This is a genomic window from Nocardia arizonensis (assembly GCF_001310275.1).
GTDB lineage: Bacteria > Actinomycetota > Actinomycetes > Mycobacteriales > Mycobacteriaceae > Nocardia > Nocardia arizonensis.
The window spans coordinates 14,371-27,170 of sequence record NZ_LGYZ01000090.1; the positions used below are offsets into that span (position 1 = coordinate 14,371).

The window sequence follows — 12,800 nt, forward strand, 5'->3', positions numbered from 1 at the left end:
CGCTGGAATGGCGCCGCCTGCTCACCATTTCGACAAAGGACGGCACATGGCAGACATCTCTCACCGACGCCGGACGCTACTACCGACAGCACGGCTCCTACCCCGCCGGTCACTGGGACATGTCCACGGCCCGGCGTTTGGCCGCTGGGCTCAGAATTTTCCCAGCATGGTCGCCACCACCGTGCCACGCGACGGTGACTACGACAACCTCGACATCCCGCGCTCCATTTGTTCTTCGACGTACTGACCGCGCTGGTCTGCGGCGGCGTCAGCACGGTCGCCGAAGCCGCGTTCCAGGACAAGCTCTGGCGCCCGAACCTGCTACACCTGGCCGAGTTCACCGAAATCCGCGGAGAGCAGGGAAGCCAGGCTGTGTGGCTGATCTCAGAGGGATCTGGCCTGACATCCCCGCAACTACGGGGCAGAGAACCTTCACAACTTTTCTTTCAACGAAACTACAAAGAAGTACCGCTGTGGTTATTATCGATCCTCAAAATGTCCGCTTCTTCTCAGATGTCTACGGACGGAAAACCGCCTCATACTGGAGTTATAGCGAGAATGAATGGGTGGGCCTAGGAGGACTTGAACCTCCGACCTCTTCGTTATCAGCGAAGCGCTCTAACCGCCTGAGCTATAGGCCCGTATTCTGCGGGAAACATGTCAACCAATCCAAGATTCCGACTCGAACCCGCCGAGGGGAAAGATTACCCGACCTCCATGGGATCGACCAAAACGGCTGGTAGAGGCGCTGTATGACCGGAATCCCCGTGCTTCGGCGTCGGCAATCCGGCCGGATGCCCTTCCGCAAGAACCGGTCAGTCGCGCAACCATCGTAGGGTGCGGGCCGGACGTACAACGACGAAGGCCGGCGCCCACAGCGGGACGCCGGCCTTCGTGCGGGGATCGTGACCTAGTCGGGGTCGGCCAGGGTGACCTGGATACCGCCGACGAGGTCGCAGCACTGGTTGTAGATGAAGGTGCCCACGGTGCCGAGGGCGGTGAACAGTACGACGTTGATGAGGCCGACGACGCCCGCGTAGCCGAAGACCGTGCCCGCGTCTATGAGGCCCGCCGAACCGCTGTCCTGGGACACCATGTCGGTGAAGGTGTTGTTCAGGCGCTCCCACACGCCCATGCCTTCGAGGACGATGTAGAGCAGGCCGACGGCCAGCATCCATACGAAGAACAGGGCCACGCTGATCACCAGCGAGATCTTCAGCGTCGACCAGGGGTCGATGCGGCGGATCTGCACGGTGGCGCGCAGTGGCTCACCCGCGACGGCCGCGGCGACCGCGACCGGCACCGCGGGCGAGATCGGCGGCGGTGCGCTGTGACCGGTGTTGTCCATCGGCGGGAGCGGATGCCGGATCTCGGACAGATCGGGCATGTCCTTGATGAGTTCGGGGCGCGCGATGCTGCGGGTGGGCCCGTCGATTCCGACGGACTTCACCATCGCGGCCTCCTTGCGGGCGGCCTTGGCGGCGAGGTCGGCGGTCGTGCGGGCATTGGTGACGCCGCCGTTGAGACCGGCGTTGCCCGTCGGACGTCCGGTGACCGGCGCCTGACCTGGCCGGTACAGGTTCGACTGCGGCTCCCGCTGCGGCAGCTGCGCCCAGCCGCCGTCCTGGTATGGCGAACCGCCCTGCTGCTGGGGCATGTCACCGCCCTCGGGCGGCTTGGGCGGCTCACCCTGGTTGTTGCCCATGCGCACGGTGGCCTGGTCGAAACCTTCCGGCGCGCCCGCGGATTGCTGCTCCGGCGGCCTCGGGGCGCCCTGGTTGCCGGAGTTCTCGTGCGGCTGGCCACTCTGGGGCGCCGCCCCCTGCGGCGCCTGGCCGGGTTGTCCCGAACCCGGCTGCCCATTCTCGGCCGAGGAGACCGGCCGTGGGATCGGCCGCGGCGGAATCGGGGACGGTGCGATCCGCTCGGTCACACCGTTCGTGTGCTGCCGCTCGTCATTCGGCTGATTCGGAGTGGTCAATGGGAATCCTCAGATCCATTCTTTGCCGCCGCTGGTGGTTAAAGGTCCGGGGAACCGGAGTCGTCGCCGCCGACGAGTTCGGGCTCGTCGGCGTTGCGCGCGATCGCAAGCAAGGTATCGCCCTCGCCCAGGTTCATCAACCGGACCCCCTTGGTCTGGCGACCGGCCTTGCGGACCTGATTGGCAGCGGTACGGATGACGCCGCCCCCGGAAGTTATAGCGTAGAGCTCGTCATCGTTGTCGACGATGAGCGCGCCTACCAGACTGCCACGCTTGGGATCGTATTGAATCGTCAATACACCTTTACCACCGCGGCCTTGGGCGGTGTACTCCGCGATATCGGTGCGTTTCGCGTAGCCGCCCGCCGTCGCGACCAGCAGATACGTGCCCTCACGCACCACGTTCAGCGACAGCAGTTCGTCATCGGTGTTGAAGCGCATGCCCTGGACACCGGAGGTGGCCCGACCCATCGGACGCAGCACCTCGTCGTTGGCCGCGAACCGGATCGACTGACCGTGCGCCGAGACCAGCAGCAGATCATCGTCGGAGGAACACAGTGCGGCGCCGACCAATTCGTCATCGTCGCGCAGATTCACCGCCACGATGCCGCCGGACCGATTGGAATCGAAATCGGTCAGTCTGGACTTCTTGACGAGTCCGGTGCGCGTGGCCAGCACCAGATAGGGCGCGTCCTCGTACGACTGGATACGGATGACCTGCGCGATCTTCTCCTCCGGCTGGAAGGCGAGCAGATTCGCGACGTGCTGACCGCGTGCCGTGCGAGCCGCCTCCGGCAGTTCGTACGCCTTCACCCGGTAGACGCGGCCGAGATTGGTGAAGAACAGCAGCCAGTCGTGGGTTGAGGTGATGAAGAAGTGCTTCACCAGGTCGTCTTGCTTGAGACCGGCGCCTTGCACGCCCTTGCCGCCGCGCTTCTGGCTGCGATAGAGATCGGTCTTGGTGCGTTTGGCGTAGCCCGTCGCGGTGATGGTGACGACGACATCCTCGCGAGCGATCAGATCCTCGTCGGCGACGTCGCCGTCCGCGGCGATGATCTTGGTCCTGCGGTCGTCGCCGTACTTCTCGACGATCTCGGCCAACTCGTCGCGGACGATCGCGCGCTGCCGCTCCGGCTTGTCCAGGATGTCCTTGTAGTCGGCGATCTCGAGTTCGATCTTGGCCAGATCATCGATGATCTTCTGCCGTTCCAACGCCGAAAGGCGACGCAACTGCATGTCGAGGATGGCGGTCGCCTGGACCTCGTCGATGTCGAGCAGTTCCATCAGGCCGGTCCGCGCGGTGTCGGTGGTGGCGGAGCGCCGGATCAACGCGATGACCTCGTCGAGCGCGTCCAGTGCCTTGACCAGGCCGCGCAGGATATGCGCCCGTTCCTCGGCCTTCTGCAGCCGATAGCGGGTACGGCGAACGATGACGTCGATTTGATGCGTCACGTAGTAGCGGATCATCTGGTCCAGCCGCAACGTGCGCGGCACCCCATCGACGATCGACAGCATGTTCGCGCCGAAACTGGTTTGCAGCTGGCTGTGTTTGTAGAGGTTGTTCAGCACGACCTTCGCGACCGCGTCACGCTTGATCGTGACGACGATCCGCATGCCGACACGGTCGGAACTCTCGTCGTGGATGTCCGAGATGCCCGCGATCTTGCCGTCTTTCACCTGCTCCGCGATGGAGTTGATGAAGTTGTCGGTATTGACCTGATACGGCAGTTCGGTGATGACGATCGTGGTGCGCCCCTTGGCGTCTTCCTCGATCTCGACGACGCCGCGCATGCGGACAGAACCGCGCCCGGTCATGTAGGCATCGCGTATGCCTTGGGTTCCGACGATCAGACCCGCCGTAGGGAAGTCGGGGCCCTTGATCCGCTCCATGCACGCGGCGAGGGTTGTCTCCTCGTCGGCGTCGTGATTCTCGAGCGACCAGTAGATCGCGTCGGCCACTTCGCCGAGGTTGTGCGGCGGGATGTTCGTGGCCATTCCGACCGCGATCCCGCTCGAACCGTTCATCAGGAGGTTCGGTACCCGCGACGGCAGCACGGCGGGTTCCCGTGCCTTGCCGTCGTAGTTGGGCACCATGTCGACGGTGTCCTCGTTGATGTCGCGCAGCATCTCCAAGGCGAGCGGCGTGAGCCGCGCCTCGGTGTAGCGCATCGCGGCGGGCCCGTCGTTCCCGCGCGAACCGAAATTGCCCTGTCCGTCCACCAGCGGATACCGCAGCGACCACGGCTGCGCCATCCGCACCAAGGCGTCGTAGATCGCGGCGTCGTTGTGGGGATGGTAGTTGCCCATCGTATCCGCGACGGGCTTGGCGGACTTCACATGTGCCCGGTCCGGGCGGTATCCGTTGTCGAGCATCGCGTACAGGATTCGACGATGAACGGGCTTCAGCCCATCGCGGACGTCCGGCAGCGCACGGCCAACGATGACGCTCATCGAGTAATCGATGTAGCTTCTCCGCATCTCCATCTCGAGAGAAACTGATTCAACGTGGTCGGGCGGAGAAGTCAAGTCAACCTCATTCACAGTCCGGAGCGAACATGCGCGGGCGCCGATCCAGGCCGAGTTACTCCCGCAGCCCGCTAGTGTACCTACTCACCAGGTACAACAAGCGCAGGCCCACTCCGCGCGCGCCGATCCGACCACCCGGCTACGAATCGGCGCGCGATGGACGGCGCTCCTAGCGCACCTTCTCGTACCTGCGAACGTGATCGTAGGTACCGAGGTACCGGAACCCGCCCGCGCCGACTCTCACCGACGCGGTGCCGCGCGGGCGGACGTTGACGGCCCCGAGCACCTCCTCGGTCTCACCGAGTTGTTTGTGGATCAACTCGTAGTCCGCGACGGTGATCGGCGTGCGCCGTTCGAGATTCTCGATGGTCTTGGAGCGGTCTATGCCCGGCGAGTCGATGTCGACCACGCGGCCGGAGGTGAACTCGGCCACGCACCCGGAGCCGTAGCTGAACAGACCCACCCGATCGCCGTCTCGCAGCGTTCCTTGTTCCAGCACGTTCGCGAGAGCGAAATACACCGACGCGGTGTAGCTGTTGCCGATTCGCCGGTTGTAATCGAGGGTGTCGTTCAGACGCCGGAACGTGTCGTCGCCGTCGCCCGCCTCGGCGACGAGCGCCGTATACGCCTTCCGCGCCATTTTCGTGAACGGCTGGTGGAAGCAGATCCGCTCGATCTCACCGAGCGGGAAGCCACCGCGCTGGGTGTAGTCCCGCCAGCACTGCCGCACCGCGTCCAGGTACGCGTCGACGGAGAGCTTGCCGTCGACGACGGCGGTCGATCGATAGTTCGGACGCCAGAAGTCATCGACATCACTGGTGTGCAGCCCCGAGACCGGATCCAGTTCCAGAACACGAGGATTCGACGTGACGAGCATCGCGACGGCGCCCGCGCCCTGCGTCGGCTCCCCACCGGAGAGCAGTTCGTACCGTGCGTTGTCCGAGGCGACCACGAGCACGCTCTCGGTGGGATTGGCCCGACACAACGCGGCCGCCAGGATCAGCGCGCCGGTGGCCCCGTAGCATGCCTGCTTCACCTCGAGCGCCCGCACCCTCGGATCGAGCCCGAGAAGCCGGTGCAGGAAGACCGCACCCGCCTTGGACTGGTCGACTCCAGATTCCGTGGCGAAGATGAGCGTGCGGAGCGGATAGCGCAGCCCGGCCTCCAGTACCGACCGGCATGCCTCGGCCGCCATGGTGATCACGTCCTCGTGCGGAGCGAGCACACTCATCTCGTCCTGTCCGAGCCCGCTCGAGAACTTCGCCCGAGGTATGTCACGCGCGTCGGCGAGATCGTCCAACGACAGAACACACGACCCGGTCGCGTTTCTGATGCTGTCGATTCCTACCGGGATATATCCTCCGTCACCCATGCTGCCTTCCCCTTTCGATCTTCACGTGAGATTCCATCAATTCCCCGATATTCGTTTGAGCCGCCAACAAGGACAGCTCTCCGCACAGCACCGTGGCGGCGCATATCGCGGCCAATTTGCGTGACGCGGCCTCGTCGCCGGTGGCGTCGATGCCCATGCCACGCATATTTTCCGCGACAGTCGGCAGATTCTTCCCGGTGCCGACACTTCCGATGATCAAATTGGGCAGTTGACAGGAGAAATACAGGTCGCCGTTTCGGTCTTCGCAGTACGTGACCCCTTGCGAACCCTCGACGATATTCGCGACATCCTGTCCTGTTGCCAGGTAGAACGCGGCGATCATGTTGGCATAGTGCGCGTTGGCGGTACGAACGCCGCCCGCCAGTATCGAGCCGACGAGATTTTTCCGCACATTCAAGGAGACAAATTCCGCCGCAGTGGTCCGCAGCTGCGATCGCACGATATCCCGGGGGATCAATATGTCGGCGACGCAGGAGCGTCCACGGCCGAGTATTCCATTGATCGACGAATTCTTCTTATCCGTGCACATATTACCCGAAATCGAGCCGTAGTCCGCGTAGGGAAACTCGTCCAGGAGGAAACGGAGAAGCCTCTCCGCCGCGAGGGTGGCCATATTGTGGCCCGCCGCGGAGCCGGTCGTGAAGGAGAACCGGACGAAGACGAGATTGCCGGCGACCTCGGTGTACGCCTCCTCCAGGCGCAAATATCGACTTGTCGAACTCGCCACGATCCGCAATTTGTCCAGCTCGGCGTGGATCCACTCGGAGATCCGGTGACCTTCGGCCGCGGTATCGGTGGCCAGGGCGACAGATCGGGTCATGCTCTCACGCACCACCGTTACCGCGACACCCTCATCGACCAGGCGCGTCACTCGAGCACCCCGACCGACCGACGGCCACAGCGGCGACTCGTAGGTCGCCAGCGGCACCTTGGTCTCGGCACAGTAGTCACTTCCCGAGATCCGTATGGGCCCGACCCAGCTCGTGGGGAGGGGGGTGATCAGATCGGTCATCGTGTCTCCAGTCCGTCGATTTTCCGGCCAACCTCAGTCGTGATCCGGTGTGTGCCCTGCTGGGGGATCGGAATGCCCCTGGCCAGCAGCCGCTCACGCAGTCCGCCGGTCACGCAGATCTCGGTCTCGCGCAGGTCGTCGACCGTCGAGCAGTTGAGTAGCGCGAACAACGCCGTGATTTCGTACTTCCATTCGGCGATGACTTCCGACAGCCGGTCCGCGCCTTCATGCAGCAGCAGCGACAGAAATGCGCCCGAGACGCCGACCGCGCGGGCTCCGAGCCGCAGGCACCGGACGACATCCAGACTGCTGCGGACACCGCCGGAGCCGAGCAGCACGACGCCCGCCGTCTCGCAGAGATCCCGAATCTCGATGAGCGCTTCGGGCGTGGACTGCCCCCAGTCATCGAGGAAGCCGCGTCCCGCCATCCCGCCGCGCCGATAGCGCTCGATCCTGGCGAAGTTGGTGCCGCCCCTGCCGGAGACATCGATCGCCGACACACCGAGATCGATCAGCACCCGCGCCGAGTTCCAGGAGATTCCGAAGCCGACTTCCTTCACGATCACCGGGATCTCGAGCCGACGGCAGATGCTCTCGATATTGGGCCGCCATTCGCCGAAGCTCCGGTCACCCTCGTCCATCCCGAGTTCCTGAGCGGCGTTGACGTGCACCTGAAGTGCGTCGGCCGCCAGCAGGTCGACCGCGTACAGCGCCTGGTCCGCCGTGCAGTTGGCGTTGATATTGGCGAACACGATTCCGCGTGGGTTGACCTTGCGGAGGATTTCGAAGCTTCCGGCGGCGTCCGCGTCTCGGAAGATCGTGGCCATCGAACCGCTCGCGATCGGCAGGTCCGCGTCGCGGGCAACCGCCGCGAGGTCCGCGTTCACCTTCCGGGAGCGTTCCGTTCCGCCGGTCATCGCGTTGACGTACAGCGGATGCGCCAGCGGTCTGGCGAACATCACCTGGCCGAGGCGAACGTCATCGACACCGATCGACGGCAGCGCGCCATGAACGAACGAGACGTCATCGAAGGTCGTGGGTTCATCCTCGGGCGGCCGCGTGGCCATCGCCGCGTCCAAGTGTTCGTCCTTGCGCCGGCTGCGTGCACTGACGACCGGGACTTCGGCAGTCATGACATCACCGTCCTCTCGTGTCCGACCGCGACGGGCAGATACCGAATGCCGCGGTCGGCCCAAGCCGAGCGCAGCCGCGCCCGCTGATCGCCGCCGCGGGGGAACGCGATGATGCAGTCGCCGCCACCTGCCCCGGAGATCTTGGCGGGAATGCCCGAGCTGTCGCATGCCGCCAGGCCACGGGCGATGTCGGCGGTCACGATCCGGCCGTGGGCCTGCCGGTCGAGTTCCGCGTAGGCCAGGCGAGCGAGTTCGGTGGCTCGCCCGATGCTGGTGATCGCACCTGTCCGCAGCCCGTCCGCCATACGGACGACGGACTCGCGAACAAGGTCCGCTGTCGACGGCGGCATGTCGAGGCCGGAGGGAGCCAGCACGGCCGAGTCCGCGGGCATCCCGGTCCAGCCGACCGCGACGTCGATGTCGCGGCTGGCGGGGAGCGGATCGATGCGAAGGCCTGGCCACTCGGCGGACACGATGTCGTGCAACGCCGATCCTGACATGAGCCGATCGCGCAGCCACCGTCGGTCGAACGAGGTGTAGCGAATCCAGCCGCCGTAACAGGAGGCCACAATATCGGCACCCGAGCCGGATCGTGCGACCAACAGGTTGGCTATCAGCGCGATCTTGCATACCGCTGCCTGGTCCGCGGCCACACCGGCGGCCGTCAACAGGTAACGCACCACCGCGACCGTGACCGCGGCCGAACTGCCGAGCCCGTACTTCCGTTCGGTCTCCACATCGTAGAGTTCGCTGTCTATCTCGGCGAATACGCCCTCGTCGAAGCCGTGCCCGCCCTCGGCGGCATACGCGGCCACAACCGATACGCTCGCCTCGAGTCGGTCGGCGGGTGCGCTCAGACTCGACCACCGCGCTCTCTCGACGAGGGCGCGCGTATCCGCGACGGCGAACGACGAATTCCCCCCGCAGGCATCGATTCGCAACCGCCCGGGCGATTCGTCGGGCGGCTTCGCGGCGACCCGGACCCCCCAATCGGTGCCCGCGACGATCGACTCCTCGCCGGGTGAGACCACGAGGTACTCGCCCGCGATCATCAGCTTGCCCGCGGCCCGGCTCGTCTCAGTAGACATCGCCGTCCTCCTGCACCGCGATGGCGGGACCGGCGAAGCAGGTCTGAACGTCGATTCCGGCGACAGCGCCCTTGAGTGCTCTCGCGACATCCTCCACGTCGCCCGCGCAGGTCAGCACCTTGACATTCGGTCCGGCGTCCATGGTGGCGTAGGCGGCGAGACCGGCGGCCCGCGCCTTGCGGACCGCGGATATCACCGCGAAGGTGTCGTCGGTCAGATACCGGATCGGCGGCTGCGCCGACAACATCACGGCGTGCATACGAAACGCGTTCGCCTCGGCCACCGCGCCCAAGGCGTGGATATCGCCCGCCTCCAGCGCGTCGAGCGAGGTCGCGAAGTCCCGAACCGAGGACGCCACCCAGGCGTCGTAGAACGGCGACGTCTCCGTGGTGAGCCGCATTCCTTCGCTGCTGCCGATCTCCTTCGCCTTCGCCGATACCGTGACGACAACCATCGCGACATCGTCGGTCAACGGACTCGACACCGGTTCACCCGCGGAATTCGACGCGGTGCCGACCCGCCACGTCGAGAAGCCACCGTAGATCGATCGGCACGCGGAGCCCGACCCGCGTCGCGCCAGCAATGACAACGAGCGTGGGTCAGTGGCGAGGCCGTATGCCATGCTCGACGCGCCCGCCAGTGCGGCGAAACCGCTTGCGGAGGAGGCCAATCCCGCTCCGATCGGCCCGCCGTTGACGGTGTCGACCTCGCATCGCTCGGATCGGCCGCCGCGCGCTCTGACGATGTCGAGGAAATCGCGAACGCGACTGGCGAACGCGTCCGGCGCGCGCTCGCCATTGACCCGAACGACATCGGCGTCGGATCCATCCGACAGAATCCGCACCCTGGTCACCGCGGGGTGAATGCCGACGGTGAGCGACAGGCTGTCAGTCGTGGCCAGTCCGTTCGCGGGATCGCGTTTCCCCCAATACTTCACCAGCGCGATATTGGGATAGGCGGTGGCCTGACTCCAGGTCGACGGCGATGTCACGCGGCGACCTCCGATGCCGTTACGGTCCACACGTGCTCGGCTCCACATCCTCGGAGCGCTTGCTCCACCGCGGAGGTCCGATCCGTGCGGGCGAGCGCGATGACACACCCACCCAGACCGGCGCCGGACAATTTCGCCCCGGCCGCGCCGCTCGCGGCCGCCGATTCGACCATCCGATCCAACGCGGGCGTGCTGATGTCGAACCGCGCCAGCCGCTGGTGACATTCGAGCATCGCCGAGCCGACCGCGGCCATGCTCGGACTCGATGACTCGAGATCGGCCACGGCATCGTCCGCGGCCGCCCGGATCCTCCGCATCTCGCGACGATGGGATTCGCTGTGACGCATCAGATCCGCGACCTTCGCGATGGCCGCCCGGGTCGAGCCGAAGGTACCGGAGTCTCCGATCACGAAAACCCAGTCCTCGGGATGGCCGATGCGCCGCCGAACCTTTCCGGTGCCGCCGTACATGCCGTCGCCGCGCGCGACGCATTCCACATCGAACCCGCTAGAGGTGCCGTGCGCGATTCGCTCGCCCACTTGCGCCAGCCGTATGCGCTCGGCCGTACCACGCGCGACGCCGCAATGGTCCAGCACGGCGTCGACGACTGCCACGAACACCGACGCGCTGCTGCCCAGTCCCCGTCCCATCGGGACGGTGGAACGCACTTCGATGTGCGATCCCGCGGACATTTCGCCGCGACCGATGGCGTCCAGGGTGCTTCGCGCCACCACCGCGATCGGCTCGTCGGATGCGTCGACCCCGATTCGCACGGTCTCGTCGGACGGCGGACCGAGTTCGGACTCGGTACCGACGGTCGCCAGAGTGCCCACCGCGCCGATATGGACTCCAGCTATCGCGGCCCCGTACAGCACGGCATGTTCACCGATGACGATCGCCTTCGCGCCGACGGGCCGACGCGTAGCCGATCGCGGGGCGGCACCGTGCCGGTCGGTGGCGCCCCACGTGCTGATGCTCATCGCCGGATGCCCTATCGATCGGTTCGTCGCCGGTAGGCGATCGCGCCCGAGGGACACGACTCCACCGCATCCCTGATCAGCTCGATCGAATCCGCGTCGTCGGCGGCTTCGATCGTCGCGAAATCCGCGACCACGTACCCCGCGTCGTCGACGCTGAAGAAGTCCGCCGCCCTGATCAGACACAGGCCCGAACCGATACAGCGCTCGCGGGTGACCTCGATTTGTTGTGCGTTGGTTTCCATCGGTCCTACCGCCTGGTGAACACGAACTCGAGGTTTCTGGGGGACAGCGTGATGTTCCCGTTCATCGCGGGCGCCGACCCACGGGCCAGGGATACGTTCCATTCGGACAACAGCATGGCGATGCAGTACATCGATTCGATGGTCGCCACGGTCTCCCCGAGGCACCGGTACGCGCCGAAACCGAAGGGCATGTATGCCTTCGGCGTCACCTCGGATGTGTTCTCCTCCGACCAGCGCTGCGGATCGAACTCGTCGGCGTGGCTGAACCAGTCCTCGTTTCGCTGCTGGCCGTAGTGCGAGTAGAGGATCGTCGCTCCCGCGGGGATACGGAATCCTCCGAGGACGAGATCGCGCTTCGCCTGCCGGGACAACAGGTACGACGACGGATAGAGTCGCAACGACTCCATCAGACACCGTTTGATGGTGGGCAGATCGTTGCGCCCGATCTGAAGGTCGTATATGCCGCCGTCGGCGCCACCGAATTCGGCTATCTCCGAACGGCACACCTCCGCCCATCGGGGATGGCGTGCGAGCTCGTAGACACACCAGGTGATCGTGTTCGCGGTCGTCTCGGTGGAGGCGAAGAGGATCGTCACCGCCTGATCGCGAATTTCTTGCCGCGACATCGCCTCACCGGTCTCCGGATCGCGCGCGGTCACCAGTGTGTCCAGCAGATCATGCGCTCGGCCGGTGGGTCCGTGGGCCATCCGCTTGTCGATGACGTCGAAGACATAGTCGTCGAATGCGCCGAGAAGCCGCTTGAAATCTCGGTTCGACTTCGTCGGGAGGTATTTGTACATTCCCGTCACGTCGAGAGCGTGAATCGCGGCATTCCGCACGAACACTGGGATACCCTGGCGGATCAGCTCGAGTTTGTCCGCCGGCACGTCCTCGCCGAAAAGCGAAGAGGCGCTGATATCGCAACCAACCGCGAGCAGCGGCTCCATGATGTCGTGCGGGGTCCCCTCGGGCAAGGTCGAAACGAAGTCGGCCATGATCCGCCGCATGATCGGCATCTGAATCTCCAACCGCCGCTGGGTGAACGACGGGAGGAGCACGCGACGCTGTTTACGGTGCAAATCGCCGGACGTGGTGACGACGCCATTTCCGACGATATTCCGCATCTTCTCGAAGTGCACACCGCGCACGAAATCCGAGGCGTCGGATACCAGCACCTCCGCCAGGAGTGCGTAGTCATTGACGAAGTACGCCGTATGCGGGCCGAGGAGTACTTTGCACACTGGTCCCTGTGTGCTCGCCCGGTCGATGAGGTCGAACCGGGATCGCGCGATCATCGGGATATGTCCGACCAGCGGCAGCGCGCCGGGCATGGTCGGCGCCTCGCGGCCGACCACGGCATCGTCGCTGGTATCCGTGCGGGGCTTATCGGTTAATGTGGTCATGACACTTCTGTCCTCTCGTCCACGGTCATCAATTCACGGCTACGTTTCGGGG

At 65.1% G+C, this 12,800-nt stretch carries 10 protein-coding genes and 1 tRNA gene; all 11 read right to left on the bottom strand.

The window, feature by feature from the left end:
- Positions 1 to 567 precede the first annotated feature (567 nt).
- The 11 genes from APZ21_RS21940 to APZ21_RS21990 all read right to left on the bottom strand — a co-directional run bounded on the left by APZ21_RS21940 (position 568) and on the right by APZ21_RS21990 (position 12,748).
- Positions 568 to 641 (bottom strand) — tRNA-Ile (locus APZ21_RS21940).
- A gap of 269 nt (positions 642 to 910) precedes the next feature.
- Positions 911 to 1,981, bottom strand: a complete 1,071-nt coding sequence (locus APZ21_RS21945; protein WP_054815184.1) for a DUF3566 domain-containing protein — start codon at positions 1,979 to 1,981, stop codon at positions 911 to 913.
- 38 nt (positions 1,982 to 2,019) lie between these two features.
- Positions 2,020 to 4,521: a DNA gyrase subunit A gene (gene gyrA, locus APZ21_RS21950; protein ID WP_054815185.1), complete on the bottom strand. Its 2,502-nt coding sequence runs from the start codon at positions 4,519 to 4,521 to the stop codon at positions 2,020 to 2,022.
- A gap of 154 nt (positions 4,522 to 4,675) precedes the next feature.
- Entirely contained in the window at positions 4,676 to 5,878 is a 1,203-nt protein-coding gene (locus APZ21_RS21955) for a hydroxymethylglutaryl-CoA synthase (RefSeq protein WP_054815186.1), read from the bottom strand.
- Positions 5,871 to 6,911, bottom strand: a complete 1,041-nt coding sequence (locus tag APZ21_RS21960; RefSeq protein ID WP_054815187.1) for a hydroxymethylglutaryl-CoA reductase — start codon at positions 6,909 to 6,911, stop codon at positions 5,871 to 5,873. Before APZ21_RS21960 ends, APZ21_RS21955 begins: the two co-directional genes overlap by 8 nt.
- Positions 6,908 to 8,044, bottom strand: coding sequence for a type 2 isopentenyl-diphosphate Delta-isomerase (gene fni / locus APZ21_RS21965; RefSeq protein WP_054815188.1), 1,137 nt, complete (start codon positions 8,042 to 8,044; stop codon positions 6,908 to 6,910). Before fni ends, APZ21_RS21960 begins: the two co-directional genes overlap by 4 nt.
- A complete protein-coding gene (locus APZ21_RS21970; protein ID WP_162240371.1) occupies positions 8,041 to 9,132 on the bottom strand; it encodes a phosphomevalonate kinase in 1,092 nt (363 codons plus the stop codon). Before APZ21_RS21970 ends, fni begins: the two co-directional genes overlap by 4 nt.
- Positions 9,122 to 10,123, bottom strand: a complete 1,002-nt coding sequence (mvaD, locus tag APZ21_RS21975) for a diphosphomevalonate decarboxylase (protein ID WP_162240372.1) — start codon at positions 10,121 to 10,123, stop codon at positions 9,122 to 9,124. The genes APZ21_RS21970 and mvaD overlap by 11 nt, the downstream gene beginning before the upstream one ends.
- Positions 10,120 to 11,103: a mevalonate kinase gene (mvk, locus tag APZ21_RS21980; RefSeq protein ID WP_054815191.1), complete on the bottom strand. Its 984-nt coding sequence runs from the start codon at positions 11,101 to 11,103 to the stop codon at positions 10,120 to 10,122. The genes mvaD and mvk overlap by 4 nt, the downstream gene beginning before the upstream one ends.
- An 11-nt stretch (positions 11,104 to 11,114) precedes the next feature.
- The gene (locus APZ21_RS21985; RefSeq protein WP_054815192.1) at positions 11,115 to 11,345 is read right to left on the bottom strand and encodes a ferredoxin; all 231 of its coding nucleotides are present in this window, start codon (positions 11,343 to 11,345) and stop codon (positions 11,115 to 11,117) included.
- A gap of 5 nt (positions 11,346 to 11,350) precedes the next feature.
- Positions 11,351 to 12,748 carry a cytochrome P450 gene (locus APZ21_RS21990; RefSeq protein ID WP_082393354.1) on the bottom strand — a complete coding sequence of 466 codons (1,398 nt, stop codon included), beginning with the start codon at positions 12,746 to 12,748 and terminating at the stop codon, positions 11,351 to 11,353.
- Between the last annotated feature and the right edge of the window lie 52 nt (positions 12,749 to 12,800).